Source organism: Pseudomonas serbica, assembly GCF_028823535.1.
Classification (GTDB): Bacteria; Pseudomonadota; Gammaproteobacteria; order Pseudomonadales; family Pseudomonadaceae; genus Aquipseudomonas; species Aquipseudomonas serbica.
In genome coordinates, this window is sequence record NZ_JAQIYM010000002.1 from 280,569 (window position 1) to 298,171 (window position 17,603).

15 protein-coding genes are annotated in these 17,603 nt (G+C 62.7%); 5 read left to right on the plus strand and 10 right to left on the minus strand.

What is annotated here, in order from left to right; genetic code table 11:
• The first annotated feature begins 60 nt into the window (after positions 1-60).
• The gene (locus NQL71_RS04035) at positions 61-1,443 is read left to right on the plus strand and encodes a DUF1329 domain-containing protein (protein WP_178134576.1); all 1,383 of its coding nucleotides are present in this window, start codon (positions 61-63) and stop codon (positions 1,441-1,443) included.
• Between the two features lie 161 nt (positions 1,444-1,604).
• Here NQL71_RS04035 and NQL71_RS04040 read toward each other — a convergent pair whose 3' ends face one another.
• The 8 genes from NQL71_RS04040 to cysD form a co-directional block, all read right to left on the minus strand.
• Complete coding sequence (locus NQL71_RS04040) at positions 1,605-2,396, minus strand: SDR family oxidoreductase (protein ID WP_274642297.1); 792 nt, start codon at positions 2,394-2,396, stop codon at positions 1,605-1,607.
• A gap of 40 nt (positions 2,397-2,436) precedes the next feature.
• Entirely contained in the window at positions 2,437-2,904 is a 468-nt protein-coding gene (locus tag NQL71_RS04045; RefSeq protein WP_046817048.1) for an SRPBCC domain-containing protein, read from the minus strand.
• 20 nt (positions 2,905-2,924) lie between these two features.
• The gene (locus NQL71_RS04050; protein WP_274642298.1) at positions 2,925-3,380 is read right to left on the minus strand and encodes a nuclear transport factor 2 family protein; all 456 of its coding nucleotides are present in this window, start codon (positions 3,378-3,380) and stop codon (positions 2,925-2,927) included.
• Between the two features lie 21 nt (positions 3,381-3,401).
• Positions 3,402-4,118 (minus strand): EthD domain-containing protein, encoded by a 717-nt coding sequence (locus NQL71_RS04055; protein ID WP_274642299.1) that lies wholly within the window; start codon positions 4,116-4,118, stop codon positions 3,402-3,404.
• 31 nt (positions 4,119-4,149) lie between these two features.
• Positions 4,150-5,337: a sulfotransferase family protein gene (locus NQL71_RS04060; RefSeq protein WP_274642300.1), complete on the minus strand. Its 1,188-nt coding sequence runs from the start codon at positions 5,335-5,337 to the stop codon at positions 4,150-4,152.
• Positions 5,334-6,446, minus strand: a complete 1,113-nt coding sequence (locus NQL71_RS04065; protein ID WP_274642301.1) for a DUF1214 domain-containing protein — start codon at positions 6,444-6,446, stop codon at positions 5,334-5,336. The genes NQL71_RS04060 and NQL71_RS04065 overlap by 4 nt, the downstream gene beginning before the upstream one ends.
• A 69-nt stretch (positions 6,447-6,515) precedes the next feature.
• Positions 6,516-8,429, minus strand: a complete 1,914-nt coding sequence (cysN, locus tag NQL71_RS04070) for a sulfate adenylyltransferase subunit CysN (protein ID WP_046817053.1) — start codon at positions 8,427-8,429, stop codon at positions 6,516-6,518.
• A complete protein-coding gene (gene cysD / locus NQL71_RS36660; protein WP_343228863.1) occupies positions 8,429-10,021 on the minus strand; it encodes a sulfate adenylyltransferase subunit CysD in 1,593 nt (530 codons plus the stop codon). Before cysD ends, cysN begins: the two co-directional genes overlap by 1 nt.
• A gap of 438 nt (positions 10,022-10,459) precedes the next feature.
• On the opposite strand from cysD, the gene cysQ reads away from it, so the two are divergent.
• On the plus strand, positions 10,460-11,224 hold the full coding sequence (gene cysQ / locus NQL71_RS04080; RefSeq protein ID WP_178134575.1) for a 3'(2'),5'-bisphosphate nucleotidase CysQ: 765 nt from the start codon (positions 10,460-10,462) through the stop codon (positions 11,222-11,224).
• A gap of 71 nt (positions 11,225-11,295) precedes the next feature.
• Here cysQ and NQL71_RS04085 read toward each other — a convergent pair whose 3' ends face one another.
• Both NQL71_RS04085 and NQL71_RS04090 read right to left on the minus strand, forming a co-directional pair.
• Positions 11,296-11,730, minus strand: coding sequence for a nuclear transport factor 2 family protein (locus NQL71_RS04085; RefSeq protein ID WP_274642302.1), 435 nt, complete (start codon positions 11,728-11,730; stop codon positions 11,296-11,298).
• Positions 11,731-11,964: 234 nt separating this feature from the next.
• Positions 11,965-13,293 (minus strand): spinster family MFS transporter, encoded by a 1,329-nt coding sequence (locus NQL71_RS04090; RefSeq protein ID WP_046817055.1) that lies wholly within the window; start codon positions 13,291-13,293, stop codon positions 11,965-11,967.
• A gap of 254 nt (positions 13,294-13,547) precedes the next feature.
• Here NQL71_RS04090 and NQL71_RS04095 point away from each other — a divergent pair, with 254 nt between their 5' ends.
• Genes NQL71_RS04095 through NQL71_RS04105 form a run of 3 tightly spaced genes read left to right on the plus strand, consistent with a single transcriptional unit; the run spans position 13,548 to position 17,561 of the window.
• A complete protein-coding gene (locus NQL71_RS04095; RefSeq protein WP_274642303.1) occupies positions 13,548-14,633 on the plus strand; it encodes an alkene reductase in 1,086 nt (361 codons plus the stop codon).
• Entirely contained in the window at positions 14,630-16,483 is a 1,854-nt protein-coding gene (locus NQL71_RS04100; protein ID WP_274642304.1) for a long-chain-acyl-CoA synthetase, read from the plus strand. The genes NQL71_RS04095 and NQL71_RS04100 overlap by 4 nt, the downstream gene beginning before the upstream one ends.
• Complete coding sequence (locus NQL71_RS04105; RefSeq protein WP_274642305.1) at positions 16,476-17,561, plus strand: MBL fold metallo-hydrolase; 1,086 nt, start codon at positions 16,476-16,478, stop codon at positions 17,559-17,561. The genes NQL71_RS04100 and NQL71_RS04105 overlap by 8 nt, the downstream gene beginning before the upstream one ends.
• Positions 17,562-17,603 lie beyond the last annotated feature (42 nt).

Here is a 17,603-nt window from a genome sequence, read left to right on the forward strand (position 1 = left end):
CCGGCAGAACACGAACAATGGGTCCATTCCACACAGCCTTATCAGCGTAGGAGGCATCACATGAAAATAACAAGAACAGGTCTCATGCTCGCGGTCGCAGTCACAGCCAATAGCGGGCTGATGGGTTATGCGCACGCGGCGGTGTCACCCCAGGAAGCGGCCAAGCTGGGCAAGGAGCTGACCTGTGTCGGCGCCGAGCAGGCTGGCAACGCCGAGGGCACCATTCCGCCGTACACCGGCAAATACCTGGGTGAAGTACCGGGCTGGAATCATGTGAAATTCTCCGGCGACCAGCCGGTGGATCCCTATGCGGCGGAGAAGCCGATCCTGGTGATCACCGCGCAGAACATGAGCCAGTACGAGGCGCACCTGACCGAAGGGCAGAAGGCCCTGCTGAAGAAGTACCCGACCACCTACAAGATGAACATCTACCCCGGCCACCGGGACTTCCGCTACCCCGATTACGTCTGCCGTCGGGTGATGGACAATGCGCTGCACGCTCAGTTGGTCAACGACGGTGCCGGTTTCACCGGGATCGGCCAGGTGCCGTTCCCGATCCCCAAGAACGGCATGGAACTGCTGTGGAATCACCAACTGCCGGCACGTGCCTACACCGAGGAAAAAACCTCCGACCTGGCCTCGGTCCTGCCCAACGGCAGCATTGGCTGGGGGCGAGCCTACGCGCGAAACCTGGCACTGGGGAACTCACCGGCCGCCGACTCCAAGACCGAAGACAAGATTGCGGCCATGAGCAACAACATGACCCTCAAGCCGGCCCGGGACAACGGCACCATCAGTATTTCCCATGAACCCTACAACTTCGGCACCGATGCGCGCCAGGCCTGGACCTACAGCCCATCGACCCGGCGCGTACGGCAACTGCCGGGCTACGGTTTCGATCAGCCGATGATCGGCACCAACGGCACCATGACCATCGACGAAGACCGTTTGTTCAACGGCTCGCCAGAGCGGTTCACCTGGAAGCTGATCGGCAAGCGCGAGATCTACACGCCGGCCAACGCCTTCAAGCCCAACGCCGGCACCGTCAAGCACGCCGACATGCTGACCCCCAACCATCCCAATCCCGATTTGATGCGTTATGAATTACGTCGCGTGTGGGTGTTGGAAGCGGACTTGAAGGAAGGCTATCGCCATGTCTATGGCAAGCGCGTGCTGTTCATCGACGAAGACACCTGGAACGCGGTCCTGGCCGACAACTACGACGCCCGTGGGCAGCTGTGGAAGCACGCCATGATCAACTACTACTACCACCCTGACATGAGCGGCTGGCAGGCCGGTTCGCAGTTTTTCATGGACTTGAACTCCGGCCAGTACACCGGCTACGGCATGACCAACGAAGCGAAGAAGGGGCCGATCCTAAACGAAGGCAAGTTCACCCCGGACCAATACACCGCGGATGCGGCGCGGGCGATCGGGCGGTAAGCGCCGGGTCGTTGCAATGAAAAAAGCCCCATCGGTATCCGATGGGGCTTTTTTTTGCTTCAGTTAATCGGCGCAGAGGTGATCGACCATTGGGGGTCCCGTGGCCGATCATCTCCAGCAGCCGTTTGTAGCCGGTACGCAGGTTTGTCGACTTGAAGGGCTTAGCAGGGCAGGTAGTGGCCGCCGTTGACGTCCAGTTGCGCGCCGGTAATGACCTTGGCGAAGTCGCTGGCCAGGTACAGGGCGGCCATGGCGCAGTCGCTGTCTTGCGGAATCTTGCGCAGTGGAATCTGTTGCGCGACCTGCTCGACCAGCGACTCCATCGGGACGCCCAGGCGCTTGGCTTCGCTCTCGAAGTAGCCGATCACCGGTGCGCCCCACATCCAGCCCATGAAGGTGGAGTTGACGCGGATGCCGAACGGGCCGAGATCCTGGGCCAGGTACTGCACGGCGGTTTTCAACGCGCCTTTGGAAACGGCATAACCGGATTCCAGCTGGTTGGGGGTGCGAGTGGCCATGGTGTTGATCATGACGATGCTGCCCGACTTCTGTTTCTTCATCTGCGGCAGCACGGCCTGGGTCATGTGCATGGTGCCGAACAGGTTGACGTCCATCGCGTTACGCCAGTCGGCCATTGACGATTCTGAGGAACTGCCCCAGGCGCCGTGGGCGTAGGCGGAGTTGATCAGTACATCGATCTGGCCGAAGTGCTCGATCGTCAGGTCGGCGAGCGCCTGGCATTGCTCGACCAGGGAAATGTCGGTGGGGACTTTAAGGATCGGGGTGCTGTAGCCCGCGTCGCGGACCGCTTGCTCGGCCTGATCCAGCTTGGCCGGGGTGCGTGCGGCCAACACCACGGCCTTGGCCTGATACTCCGCGGCACGCACGGCCAGCTTGATGCCAAGGCCTGGGCCGATACCGGAAATGATGACGACTTTATCTTTGAGCAACATGGTGATCACCTTCTTATTGTTCTGGTAGGGAATGGGTCGTTCAGGTGCGACTGGCGTGCAGTGCTTCGGCACGTCGTTTCAGGTCCAGGGCCATCTGGTCGAAGCCGGTTTTTACCCAGGCACCGTGCTCGCGCATGATCGTGTCCTGGTTCAGGCCCAGGAAAATATCCGTGGTGAAATAGCGGCAACGGTTGGCATCGATGGCCGTGATGTACTGGTCGCGGCGGGCGGCGTCCATGTTCTCCGGGACGGGGCGTTGCTCCCAGGACAACAGTTGCTCGGGGTCGCAGGCCACGAGGTATTCGAACACCGGAACGGTTTCGCCGGTCTCGGGGGAAAGCACCTGCATATGCACCTCGTCACCGATCTGCAGGCCGCAGCGAATGTGCGGACAGAAGCTGTTCCACTGGTGGTAATTGTCCAGATCGATGAGCACCTCCCAGACCACCCGGGCGGGGGCATCGATTTCCACCGTGTGGGAGGTCACTATGTTTTCTGCTCTGGCCATGACAGTCTCCTGTTGTGCATTCAGTTGATGGGTCTGGAGGTGATCTGCAGCTGTTCGCTCAAGGGCTGGAGAGTCTCGAGCAGGGTTTCGTAGCCCGTTTCGGCGATCATCCAGCGCTCGTCGCGCTTGACGTAGCGATCCTGGTAGATCGCGCTGCCGTGCATGTGGGTGTTGTCCTCGAGGTTGATGAACACGTAGCTCAGGTACCAGAGGGCTGTGGCCTGGTCGCCAGCGACTTCGATTTCCGGGGTGTGACCGTTGTGGCTGGCCAGGCGGGTCTTGGTGAATGAGCTGCGGTAGAAGTCCAGCGCATCGCCCAGGCCGTTGACGTGGAACTCGTAGGCAGGGCTCTTGAACGACAGGGCGACGTCCTCGGTGAGCATGCCCTGGAGCATCTCGATGTTGCAGGTGTCGATGGCGCGGAAATAACGCGCCTTGAGCTGTTTGATCAGCTCGATTGCTTGCAGGTCCAACATGTGAAGCCTCCTTGGGGCCATTCAGGCACTGAGCTGGTACTCGCTGGTGAGGATGCAGTCGATCTTCTCGAAGTCGATGAACCTGCTGGTCGATTCGTACATGGCCTGCTGGCGCTGCGCGCATTTTTCCGGGTCGCCCAGGGCGGCGAAAAAACCTTGCGGATTGCCGATGGCCTCGGGCGGGAAGTTCTCTTCGACGATGGCGTGCAGCACCGGTGCACCGAAGGTCAGCGCCCGTACCACGGTGTTCTGCCGGTAGCCGAAGATCGATTGCAGTGGATAGGCATTAGGCCCGTGCCCGTTGCGCCAGGTGTCGTGCCAATGCTCGTAGCTCATACGATCTGGCTTGTGCAGCAGCGCCACCTGGTTCATGCCGGGTGTGCGCTGGCCGACCGGCACCTGGTACAGGGCTGAGCGGGCCTGGCGTTCCTCGGGGTAGGGCTCGGATTCCACCACCAGATACGCCTCCAGGCGGCTGGTCAACGGCGCCACGAGGGTCTTGATCGCGGGCCACTGCGAGGCACTGTCCAGCCACAACGAGAGCATCCCGTCCAGGGGTGCTGCGCTATTGGTGATGCGTTGCGCGGATGCGGCGGCCACCGCCTCATCGACCAGCATGACGCGGATGTTTTTTGCACCGGCGGCAACCAGGGCGTCGCGCAGGCCGAGCAAATCCGCACGCCATTGCCCGGCGTTGAGTTGCGCCGGTTTCCACAGGGTCAAGATGATTTTTTCCATGAGTTTTCCAGCACGTGTTCAGTATTGACGCTCAGTGATTGACGCCCAGGTGACGGGCGCGGTACTCGCTGTAGTCCTCGGTCATCTGCGCCTCGTTCAGGCCGAAACGTTCGAGGCTGTAGTCGTGGCTGGCACGTTTTTCCCGGCTGTTTTGCGCCAGCCAGCCCTGTGCGTCGGCGCGGGCTTTATCGGTAAACGGCAGCATGGCGAAGGCGTAGACCTTCTCCAGTACTTGCAGCGGCTGCTTCACGGTGTCGGCGAAGTGGATGTCGAGAAAACGCTCGGGCGCATGCTGCTCGCGCACCTGCATGGTGTGCCGGATGCCACGCGCCATGCGGTGGTTCCACTGCTCACCCGCGGCTTTCGGGTCCGGGTTGTCGCTGTACATCTGCCACAGGGTGTGGGCCATGCTGGCCATCGACGGGATGGTCTGGGCCGGTTCACGGTGGGTCAGGATCACTTGCGCGCCGGGGAAGACATCCAGCAGCAGATCCAGGGTGTGCAGGTGTTGTGGCGCCTTGAGCAGCCAGCGTTGGCCCGCCGGCACACCCCGTTGTTGCTTCTGCCACTGCAAGAACTGCAGCATTTTTTTCAGTTGGGTATAGACCGGCCGCTGGTCTTGTTGATCCAGCCAACGGGTGTAGCTGGGCACGTTGACGTAGGCGTCCATGGCACACATGAAGGAATGCTCCATGAGCATGAACTCTTCGTCGCAGAGCAGGGCATCGAGCGGGTGGATCGCGAGGATCTGCGGGATCACCTCGGCCATCAGATCGACCTCTGCCTTGGCCTGGGCGATGCGCTTGGCCGGCGCGGCCAGGGTTTCACCCGTCAGCGGTGCCGGAAAGCGGGTCTCCCACCAGGCGGCGGAGTAGAAACGTGGGTCGACCGCCAGCGTGCGCTGCAGCATGGTGGTGCCGGTACGCGGCAGGCCGACGATGACCAGCGGATCGTCGATGGGTATCCGGGTTATTTCCGGATAACGGCTCAGGTAATCTTCCATCACCAGGCGGTTGACCAGTTGCCCGACCAGCCTTTCTTCCAGCAGGTGCAGGCCGGTCTGCGACAGCCCGGCTTCGCTGGCCAGGGCATCCAGCAGCGCCTGCAGGGACGCACGGTAATTATCATCGCCAAAATAGCTCAGGCCGTGGGTGCGCGCGACGGCGCTGGCCAACAGATTGTCGACGGTCAGGTTTTCAATTCGGGTGGGCGCGTTCATAGGGCCTCCACGACGGCAGCGACGTTAACCACGTGAGTGGTGGGGTGGCATTGCTCCTGGGCACCGACCCAGCGCAGGCAGAGCGTGCCTTGGCGGACGCCGGCGGTTTGCAGCCAGTTGCTCACCCCGGGGTCCCGCTCACTGAGTACCAGCGTCACGCCGCCGTTGTCGTCGTAGCGGGCCTGGTGCTTGTTCAAGCAGATCTGGTGGTAGCGGTAGTCCAGCGACTCCATCCAGTAATTGTTGATCTGCAAGTTCCAGAAGTCGCAGTCCGGCACCTTATCGATGTGAATCACCAGCGCCTCGTCCTCGGCGAGCGCCCAGTGCGAGTGGTAGTAGAAAATATTCGGATCGCCGCCCACCGATTGGCAGAGTGCCTGGTTGGCGGGGGGCAACTGATTGCTGTGGGGCAGGTAGCTTTGGCTCCAGTCGGCGAACAGCCGGGCGGTGTTCTCGACGAAACTTGCGACCCGCGCCAGGCCTTGCTGGAAGGTCGCCGGGTCAAGGGGCTGTGGCTTGGCATCGGTGCCGATTCGCTCGATGCTCAACTTGGCCGGCACTTCGCAGCGCCGGTCAAGAAAGGTCTGGCGCACGATCAAGGCGTTGGTCGCGCCTTCCATTTTCAGCCAGTTGCCCGCTTGCGGTTCGCGGCTGAGGATGATGTCGAAATTGCCCTGGTCATCGATTTGTAGCTCGCTGGCGTCGATGAACCCGGTCTGGATCAGGGTGCCGTCGGTTTCATAACCGCCTTTCTGGGTGCCAAAGCTCAGGTAGGCGACGCTGCCGCGCTGGCCTTTGATGCGATAGTCCAGCGAGCCGTCCAGGCGCGAGTACTCGTAGAGGTTGTCCGGGTTGTCGGCACCGATCTTTGCGGTCTCGTGGGAGGTCTTGAAGAAACTGGGAAACGCCGGGTCGGCAAATTCGATGTGCATTTCTAGGCCGATGCGCAGCAGGCGTGTGAGGTAGCGGAAACCTTCGGCGCGGGTGGCCGTATCCGCGGGTGCTTCGGGACGCAGAATCTGCTCCCCGCAGCGCTTGAGGTGATCGCAGAACGTGGCCCAGGTCTGGCCACTCGACAGCTGTTGTTCGTCAATAGAGCTAATTGTCATTGTTGGACTCTCTTGATGGGGTGAGCCCGGCTCGAGCGCCGGCGCAGAGGCGTGAGCCGGGCGTCGGGGCTAGCGTTCCTGGCCGATGAAACCGCGCTCGGTCAGCACCTCGATGATCCGGTCCACGGCACCTTCCGGCGTCAGCTTGCTGGTCTGGATATGGATGTCCGGCCTGGTCGGCACCTCATAAGGCGAGTCGATGCCGGTGAAGTTTTTCAACTCGCCGCGGCGGACTTTCTTGTACAGGCCCTTGGGGTCGCGTTCCTCGGCCACGGCCAGCGGCGTGTCGACGAAGATCTCGATGAACTCGCCTTCCTGCAGCAGCCCGCGCGCCATCTCGCGCTCGGAGCGGAACGGCGAAATGAAGGCGGTCAGCACGATCATCCCGGCATCGACGAACAACTTGGACACCTCGGCCACCCGGCGGATGTTCTCGACCCGGTCGGCGTCGGTGAAGCCCAGGTCGCGGTTCAAGCCGTGACGCACATTGTCGCCGTCGAGCAGGTAGGTATGGCGGCCGCGGGCATACAGGCGGGTTTCCAGCAGGTTGGCGATGGCCGACTTGCCGGCGCCCGACAACCCGGTGAACCACAGCAGCACCGGCTGCTGGCCCATCTGTTCGGCGCGTGCCTTCTTGTTCACGTCCACGTGCTGCATATGGATGTTCTGCGAACGGCGCAGGGAGAACTCGATCAGGCCGGCGCCGACGGTGGCGTTGGTCAGGCGGTCGATGAGGATGAAGCTGCCGGTTTCGCGGTTGTCCTTGTAGGGATCGAACGCGATCGGCTGGCTGGTGAAGAGGTTGCACACGCCGATCTCGTTCAGCGCCAGTTCCTTGGCCGCCAGGTGTTCCATGGTGTTGACGTTGATCTTGTACTTGGGCACCGCCAGGGTGACCGGCAACGTCTTGCCGCCGATCTTCATCAGGTAGGGGCGGCCGGCGAGCATGGCCTGCTCGTGCATCCAGATCAGGCTGACCTGGAACTGGTCAGCGACGCTGGCCGGCTCTTCTGCGGTGGACAGGACATCACCACGGCTGCAATCGACTTCGTCGGTCAGGGTCAGGGTGATGGACTGGCCGGCCACGGCCTGTTGCAGGTCGCCATCGAGGGTGACGATGCGCGAGATCCGGCTCTCTTGCCCGGCCGGCAATACCCGCACGCGGTCGCCGGGACGAATCATGCCGCTGGCGATGGTGCCGGTGAATCCACGGAAATCGAGGTTGGGGCGGTTGACCCACTGCACCGGCATGCGGAACGCCAGTTTCTGCTGGTGCGCCTCGTCGATCTCGACGGTTTCCAGGTAGCCCATCAGCGTGGTGCCGCGGTACCAGGGCATGTGCTCGCTCTGCTCGGTGATGTTCTCACCGCGCAGCGCGGACATCGGGATCGCGGTGACATCGTGAAGATTGATCTGTTTGGCGAAGGCGCGGTAGTCATCGACGATGGCGTTGAAGACTTTCTCCGAGTAGTCCATCAAGTCCATCTTGTTGACGGCCAGGACCACCTTGCGAATGCCGATCAGCGAAGCCAGGTAGCTGTGACGCCTGGACTGGGTCAGCACGCCGCGGCGGGCGTCGATCATCACCACGGCCACGTCGGCGGTGGAGGCCCCGGTCACCATGTTGCGGGTGTACTGCTCATGGCCCGGGGTATCGGCAACGATGAACTTGCGCAATTCCGTGGAGAAAAAACGGTAGGCCACGTCGATGGTGATGCCTTGTTCGCGCTCGGCGGCCAGGCCGTCCACCAACAGCGCGAAGTCCAGTTCGCCACCCTGGGTGCCGTCTTTTTTCGAGTCGGCCTCCAGCGCTTCCATCTGGTCTTCGAAGAGCATTTTCGAATCGTAGAGCAGGCGTCCGATCAGCGTGCTCTTGCCATCGTCGACGCTGCCGCAGGTGATGAAGCGCAGCAGGCTCTTGTGCTCGTGGGACTTGAGGTATTGCCCGATATCCTCGGCAATCAGGTCGGATACGTGTGCCATCAGAAATACCCCTCTTGTTTTTTCTTCTCCATCGATGCGGACGCGTCGTGGTCGATCATTCGCCCCTGACGCTCGGACGTGCGGGTCAGGAGCATTTCCTGAATGATCTTGGGCAGGGTGTCGGCTTCGGACTCGACGGCACCGGTCAGCGGGTAGCAACCCAATGTGCGAAAGCGCACGTTGCGCATCATCGGCACTTCACCCGGGTTCAGCGGCATGCGGGCGTCATCGACCATGATCAGCATCCCGTCACGCTCCACCACCGGGCGCGGCGCGGCGAAATACAGCGGCACGATCGGGATGTTTTCCAGGTAGATGTATTGCCAGATGTCCAGCTCGGTCCAGTTCGACAGGGGGAACACGCGGATCGACTCGCCCTTGTGTTTACGCGTGTTGTACAGGTGCCAGAGCTCCGGGCGCTGGTTCTTCGGGTCCCAGCGGTGCTGGTCGGAGCGGAAGGAGAAAATCCGCTCCTTGGCCCGTGATTTTTCTTCGTCGCGGCGTGCGCCGCCGAAGGCCGCGTCGAAACCGTAGTGATCGAGCGCCTGTTTCAGTCCCTCGGTCTTCATGATGTCGGTGTGGATCTGCGACCCGTGCTTGAACGGGCTGATGCCCATTTCAATGCCTTCGGGGTTGGTGTGGGTCAGCAGGTCGACGTTGAGCTTGGCCACCATCTGATCGCGGAAGCGATACATCTCCTGGAACTTCCAGGTGGTGTCGACGTGCAGCAAAGGGAAGGGCGGCTTGGCCGGGTAGAAGGCCTTCATGGCCAGGTGCAGCATGACCGCACTGTCCTTGCCGATGGAGTAGAGCATGACCGGGTTGTCCGATTCGGCGACAACCTCGCGCATTGCCTGGATGCTTTCGGCCTCCAGTCGTTGCAGATGGGTAAGCGTCATAGATTTGCCTCTCGCTTTTTGTTGTTGTCGTTTATCAACGTACAACCGCTGCGATTCGGACTTTTGCGCGACTTGATGTTTTAACATCTGGCGCAGCATCTGCAGCATGGGGTCGCGGGGCAGGGTGGTGGCGACTGCGGCAGGCACATCGTCAGGGCTGACATGAGCGGCTTGCTGACCGATCTGGGTCGCCAGTTCGCGGGCGCCGCTGAGCATTGCGCTGGCTTCGGGCAGATGAAACAGCTGCAGCCGCTCAGCGCGTTCGCCGGCCCAGGTGATGAAGGTCGCGGCGCGTTGCCAGTGCATGCCCGAGAGCAGGGCAAACACTTTGCGTTCGGCCGAGCGATGCAGGCGGTCGAAGAAGGCTTGCAGGTGGGGCGCGCGCAAGCCGTCTTCGTAAGGCAGCCAGAGCACCTTGCCGCGATTGCTGACCGCGCGCAGTACCCCGTGACTGAGCTTGCCCTGATCGTTACGGGCACCGTAGTCATCGATCCAGTGGATCTCGCCATTCTGCGTACGCGCCTGTTCGAGGATGTCCCGGTAGGTGCTGCGATACCAGCGCTGTACCGCCAGGCAAGCATGGGCGACACGCTTGGCCGGGCGCTCGGCATTGAGCTGCCAGCGTTGCAGATAATGGGTGGCGGTGCGCTCGGGCAAGTCGATGTCGTGCAGGCGCTTGACCAGTGCCTGCATCGCTTCCAGGTGCCAGAGCAGGAACGGTAACTGGTGCCGTTCCGGCGGCGTGCTGACCAACAGCTGGTAGATGTTCTGCTCCTGTTCGGCGGACAGGCTGCGGCCTTCGCCTTGCTTGCGCCCGCGTTCGCGCACGGGCACCGCCTTCCAGCCGCCGGCTTGCCACGCCTTGTAGGCAGCGATGATGGTCGGCGAGGAGAGTCCGGTGTCCTGGCTGATGGCCTTGAGCGTGCTGCCGGCGATGCGCAACTTCACGGCGCGCAGGCGAAGCGTGTTGATCTGTGCAACGGACAGCTGATTGCCGTGGGACACGGGAGCTCCTGTTAAACATCCATTTGCGCGGTGGCGTTGGAGTGGATGCCTGTACTGTTCCCGGATCCGCAAAATCGCGCATAGGCCGAATGGACCATGTGAAGAACAAAAAACAGGAGAGTTGCCATGAACGAGTCAATGACTGTTCTGCTTGAAGACGTCATCGGTATTGCCCGCCAGGCAGGTGAGCTGGTGCTGGAGGTGTACCGTTCGGATTTCGAGGTGCGCGGCAAGGACGATGCGTCGCCAGTGACCGAAGCTGATGAGCGTGCCGAGGCTTTGATACTTCAAGCCTTGGCGACGCTCACGCCGCAGATTCCGGTGATATCGGAAGAGGCTGCCGCCGCCGGCTTGGTGCCCGAGTTCGGCAGGCGTTTCTGGCTGGTGGACCCGCTTGACGGGACGAAGGAGTTCATCAATCGCAATGGCGAGTTCACCGTCAATATCGCCCTGATCGATAACGCTGAACCGGTGCTTGGGGTGGTGCTCGCGCCCGCGCTTGCGCGACTGTTCGCCGGTGCCCGTGGTTGCGGCGCCTTTATCGAGCAAGCCGGGCAGCGCCAGCCCATCCACTGCCGGGCAGCGGCGAAAGAAGGCTTGGACGTTGTCGCCAGTCGCTCCCATGGCGATGCCCAGGCGCTGGATAAATTCCTCGACGGGCGCCAGGTGCGGTCACTGAAAAGCGCCGGCTCGTCGCTGAAAATCTGCCTGGTCGCTTGCGCAGAGGCAGACCTTTATCCGCGCCTGGGACGCACCATGGAATGGGATATTGCCGCGGGGCATGCGGTGCTGGTGGCTGCCGGTGGACAGATCCGCACCCTTGGCGGCGATGTGCTGCGTTATGGCAAGCCCGGCCTGGACAACCCGCATTTCTACGCTCACGGGTTATAGACCCTGCACACTTGCGCACGGGCCTGTTTCCGGGGATGGAAGCAGGCCCTTTTTGTTGGCGATTTCGTGATCTACATCGACAGATGCGCGCTCAAGTCCCCCATCATGTCCAGGTGCGAGTAATCGCGAAAGCTGAAGCGCCAGACCCCGTCCATCCGTACGAACTCATCGAGGTAGCGTCCGCTGGCGATGGGTTGCAGGGGCAGGGTGTCGGTGGCTTGCAGCACGGTGTAGCAGGAACGAACCGACGCGGTGCCTGCGGCTTCGTCGAGGTCGATGATCGGATTGCTGATGATGTGCCGGGTGCGGGGTGTGCCGCAGGGGTAGCGCTTGATCCGTTGCTGCCAGATGCCCAGCAAGGCGCTGTGATCGGCGAAGGTGTCCTGGCTTTGCAGCTTGATGCGGGCATGACGGAACAGCTCGGCCGCTTCAATCAGTTGGCCGCTGTCCAGGTATTCGCCGTAACGGTAGAGCAGGTTGCTGATCTGTATGGCGCTGGTGCTCATGGTGATCCTCTTTTTTGTAGGAGCCGGCTTGCTGGCGATGGCGGCCTGACAGCCAACCCATCTCCCACGGCCGTACCCGATCTACTGTGGGAGCTGGCTTGCCAGCGCATCGCCAGCAAGCCGGCTCCTACAGGAATTGCGTCATCCATGTTTCCCCGCAAATGCATGAAGAACCATTAAAAAGCCGCTGCAACCCGGTAAGGGTTGCAGCGGCATGGTGATGTGCGAAAGCGGTCAGGCAGTCACTGGCCGGATCGCCGCGAGGGGCGCAGCGGGGTTCTTCATCTGTTGCCGATAACGTGGCAGCGCCAGGGCCAGGAACACGCTGGCCAGCGCCAGCATCGACACCGATGAGGCCAGGGCGTAGCGCAACGACTCGCTGCCCAGGGTTGGCACGAAGAAGTCGCTGAGCATGCCAACGAAGAGCGGCCCGATGCCCACGCCCAGGAGGGTCATGGACATGACGAAAATCGCCGTGGCCTGGGCCAGGCGGGTCGCCGGGAAAAGGTGGGTAATGGCGCTCAGGCATGGTGTTGCCCACCACACGCCAAAGAAGGCGAATGCGCTGTAGAACAGGAACGCCTGCGGTACGGCAGTGCTGCCGATATGGAACGCCGTGCCCTGGGGCCAGAGGAAGTACGCCAGAGCGAAGGGAATGCTGATCAGCGTGCCCAGCAGCGGCACGCCGATTTGCCAGCCGACATCGCGCCGAGCCATGCGGTCGGTGAGCATGCCGCAGACCAGGGTGCCAATGGCCGCGCCACCGCCGCCTACCACGCCGACCAGGAATCCGGCCTGTTGCATGTTGAGACCGTGGGAACGGATCAGGAAGCTCGGGCTCCAGGTGCCAATGGCGTAGCCGGCAATCGCCGCCGCGCCACCGGTGAGTACCAGCCACAGGAACGAGGGCATGCGAAACAGCTCAGTGAGGGTCTTGAGCCAGCCGTCTTGTTGCAATGTGGCGCTGCTCAGCGGTACGACCCGCTTGGGCGTACGCACAGTCAACAGCAGTAGCAGGCCGAGGAAAATGCCCGGAGCGCCGATCAACAGGAAGGCGTAGCGCCAGCCATGGTGTTGGGCGATCCAGCCGCCCAGCCCCAGGCCGACAACCGCTCCCAGGCTGGAGCCGAGCATCAGGAATGCCAGGGCTGTGGAGCGGCGATTGGGCGGATACAAATCCGAGACCATCGCCACCGACGGCGCCGTGCCGCCGGCTTCGCCCACGGCCACGCCAATCCGCGCCAGCACCAGGGTCAGGAAGTTGCCGGCCATGCCGCAGAGCATGGTCATCAGGCTCCAGGCGATGCAGCTGAAGGCGATCACCGGCTTGCGCCCGATGCGGTCCGACAGGCGCCCCAGCGGAAAGCCGAACACGGTGTAGAACACTGCAAAGGTCACCCCCGACAGCAAGCCGATGCCGGTATCGGAAATGCCGAATTCAAGCTTTACAGGCTCGATCAGGATCGCCATCAACTGACGGTCGATGTAGTTGAACACATAGATGCTGGCGAGCACGAACAGCGCGTAGTGCGTTCGCCATGTGACGGGGGTGGACTGGTTCACTGCGGGTGCTCCCGGTTTTGTTCTAGTTGGCGCGATGCTCTACGTGCACAGTGTTTTTTTCATCGTCCGTTCAGACCATTTTCGGCTTTGCCGGCAAGCCGCCCTGCACCTTGGCAAACCTAGTCTTGTCGGACGATGTTTCGCTCGCGCTCAACGTCAATCATTCAGCCCGTATCCGCTGCCATGCCAGCGTTTGCCCACGTTGTGGCAAGCCCTGCGACAGCCTGAAAACAATAAGAAGCTGAGGAATTGAAATGAGCGTCTTGTTCGAGCCGGTCGCCTTGGGCGAGCTTCAACTGGCCAACCGCATCGTCATGGCTCCCATGACGCGCAGCCGCGCCCTTGCCGATGCGATTCCCGGCGGCGATATGGTCGAATACTACCGCCAGCGGGCCAGTGCCGGGTTGATCGTGGCCGAAGGCACTGCGCCGTCCGCCAGCGGCCTGGGCTATTGTCGCACCCCGGCGATCTACAGCGACGAGCAGGTCGTCGGCTGGCGGCGGGTCACCGAGGCGGTGCACGCCGAGGGCGGGCGCATCGTTTTGCAGCTGATGCACGTCGGCCGCGCCGCCAGTCGCCACAACAAGCCGGCAGGCGCGGCCACGGTGGCGCCTTCGGCGCTGCGTGCACGTACCCAGGTGTTCAGCGACGTTGCCGGGCTGGTGGACACTGACGAGCCGCAGGCGTTGACCCTGCAAGGCATCGGCGAGGTCATCGAAGACTATCGCCAGGCCGCACTGAATGCGCGCCTGGCCGGCTTCGACGGTGTCGAACTGCATTGCACCAGCGGTTATCTGCCGATGCAGTTCATGGCCTCCGGCAGTAACCGGCGTAGCGATGTCTACGGCGGCGACGTGATCGGGCGAGTGCGTTTCGCCAAGGACGTGATCGAGGCCATGGCCAGTGCCATCGGCGCCGGCCGTGTCGGCTTTCGCCTATGCCCCGGCAACCCCTACAACGACATCGACGATCAGGACCCGGTCGCGACGGCCGCCACCCTGTGCGAAGCCGTGGCGCCGTTGAGCCTGGCGTACCTGCACATCATGCGCTCGCCCCTGGCCGAGCTCGATGCCTTCGCCCTGGCGCGTAAGCACAGCCCCCACGCCTTGATCCTCAACGATGGTTTCGACGGCCCTTCGGCCAGTGCCGCTCTCGCGTCGGGCGAGGGGGCTGCCGTGTCGTTCGGCCGTCACTTTATTGCCAACCCCGATCTGGTGGAGCGCTTGCAGCGTGGCCTGCCTTTGACTGGCTTCAACCGCAAGACCCTGTATACGCCGGGCCCGGCGGGCTACTCGGATTACAGCGCCTATCAAGCCAATGCCCAGGAGGTGGCGCAATGAACCTGAATGACCTCAGTCACGGCCTGCCGACCCGCGTGGTTCCACGGGAACAGACCCAGGCACTGCTCGACCAGCGCGCGGCCGCCGCCGGGCTGATCAAGCCGAAAGACCGCTACACCCTCGCCGACCGCCTCGAACATCAGGCGCGCGAGCAGGGTGAGCGCACGTTCCTGATCTACGGCGAGCAGACCCTGAGCTACGCCGAGGTCGATGCCCGGGCCAACCAGATGGCTCACACCTTTTATGCCAATGGCCTGCGCGCCGGCGATGTCTGCGCCCTGGCCATGGAAAACCGTCCGGCGTTCTTCTGCACCTGGTTCGGCCTGGTCAAGCTCGGGGTGGTGGTGGCCTTCATCAATACCCAGGTCACCGGCCGCCCGCTGCTGCATGCATTGCAAACCACCGATGCCAAGGCGTTGGTGATTGGTGAGGAATGCCTGGCCAATGTACAGGCCACCGAAGGTTTTCCAGACCTGCCATGCTGGCTGATTCGTGACGCGGAAAATCCCTGGAGCGGCCCGCTGCCCAAGGGCATCGACGGGCATTTCGCCGCGCGCCTGGAGAAGGCTCCGCGCACGCCGTTTCCCCGGGATATCCGCGCGCACATCGAAGCGCAGGCCGCGACGCTGCTGATCTTTACCTCGGGCACCACCGGCTTGCCCAAGGCGGCGCGCTACAGCCACATGCGCTGGATGTCCTCGGGCGATGTGATGGAAGTCACCCTGAACGCTACCTGCAAGGATGTGTTCTATTGCTGCCTGCCGCTGTACCACGGCGCCGCAGCCACCTCGGTGACCTCCACCGCACTGCGCGCAGGTGCCGCCATCGTGGTGCGCCGCAAGTTCAGCGTGCGCGAGTTCTGGAACGATGTGGCGCGCCACCAGATCAGCATCTTCCAGTACATCGGCGAGATCTGCCGCTATCTGCTCAACCAGCCGATGCGCGCCGGCGAGCGCGAGCACAGCCTGCGCTGCATGCTCGGCGCCGGGCTGTCGCCGGACTCCTGGCAGCGCTGGCTGGAGCGCTTCGGCCCGATCCAGGTGTTCGAGGGCTGGGGCGCCACCGAAGCCAACTCCGCCGTGATCAACGTCGACAACTATTTCGGTTCCTGCGGACGGATACCGGACTGGAACAAGACCAACTTGCGGCTGGTGCGTTACGACATCGAAAACGACTGCCATCCGCGGGACGAAAACGGTTTCTATCAAGTCTGCAAAGTGGGTGAGGTGGGCGAGGCCATGGGCTTTATCGTCGATCACCCCGAGATCGGTGGCGGACGCTTCGAGGGTTACACCTCGGCTGAGGCGACCGAGAGCAAGATTCGCCGCAATGTGTTTCGCGAAGGCGATGCCTACTGGAGCTCCGGCGACTTGATGCGCGAGGATGCCGACGGTTACTGCTACTTCGTCGACCGCATCGGCGATACCTATCGCTGGAAGAGCGAAAACGTTTCGACCCTGGAAGTGGCCGATGCCCTGGGCGATCTGGCGGGGCTGGAACTGATCAACATTTATGGCGTCCTGGTGCCGGGCCATGAAGGCCGCGCCGGCATGGCCGCGGTGCTGATGCAGGCGGGCCAGGCATTCGATCCCGCCGCCCTGTACGCCCTGACCGAAGCGCGCCTGCCGCGCTATGCGGCCCCGGTGTTCGTGCGGGTCACCCAGTCGGCAGACCTGACGGCCAGCTACAAGCTGCGCAAGGTCGATCTGCAGCGCCAGGGTTATTGCCCGACTCGATGCAGCGATCCGCTGTTCATCCGCGACGAGCAGGCCCGCAGCTATGTGCCCTACTCGCCAGAAGCCCTGGCGCGGGCTGGCCTGACGCCCTTCACGGTGGCCGACCATGGCTGATCTCGACGCCAACGGTCACGAACTGCGCAGCGGCCTGCGGTATCCCTGGCCGCAGGCACCGGACTCCGGGCAGGTGCGTGAAGTGGCGCCGGGCGTGTGGTGGCTGCGCATGCCGCTGCCGTTTCGCCTGGACCACATCAACCTCTATCTGCTGCGCCACACCGATGGCTGGGTGGTGGTGGACACCGGCATGAACACCGCGCAAACCCGTGAGGTCTGGGATCGGGTGCTCAGCGAAGTGTGCGGCGGGCTGCCGGTGCTGGCAGTGGTCTGCACCCACTTTCACTCCGACCATGCCGGGGTGGCCGCCTGGCTCAGCGAGCGTTTTCACTGCCCGGTGTACATGACCGCCAGTGAGTTCCAGTCGTTGCATGTGAGGTTTCCCGCCGACCAGCCACCGGGCTGGGATTTCCTCGATTTCTACCGCAAGGCTGGGGTGACTGACGAGCACAGCACCGAGATGTTCGCGGTGATGAGCAACGCGCATTTCCTGCCGGCGCCACTGAACCATTTCCGCCGTCTGCAGGAAGGCAGCTGCCTGCACATCGGTGGCCGCAACTGGCAGGTGGTCATCGGCCGCGGGCACTCGCCGGAGCATGCCTGCCTGTATGCCGCCGATGACGGCTTGCTGATTTCCGGCGACCAGGTGTTGCCGCGCATCACTTCCACCGTCGGCGTGCATGCCACGCAACCGTTGGCCAACCCACTGCGCGACTGGCTCGATTCCATCGAGCACCTGCGCAGCTTGCCCGACAGCGTACTGGTGCTGCCGGCGCACGAGCGGCCGTTTTTCAATTTGCATGAGCGCCTGGATCAACTGCAAGCCCATCACCAAGGGCATCTGGCGCAGATGCTGGCCGCCTGTGACGAGCCGCGCACCGTGCTCGAACTGATGGCCTTGCTGTTTCCCAAACTGTCGGGTCGTTTCGACGAACTGATGGCGCTGGGCGAAACGTTGGCCCATGCCAACTATCTGGTGGCCGAAGGGTCGCTGGAGCGTGAAGAGGACCGGGGGCGATACCGCTACCGGCGTGCTGTAAGGGGAGCGTGCGCTGTTAACCCGCTCAGGGTGTTTTGAGCGGGCGGCACGGCAGCAGTGTTGAACATTCCAGGCAGCCAG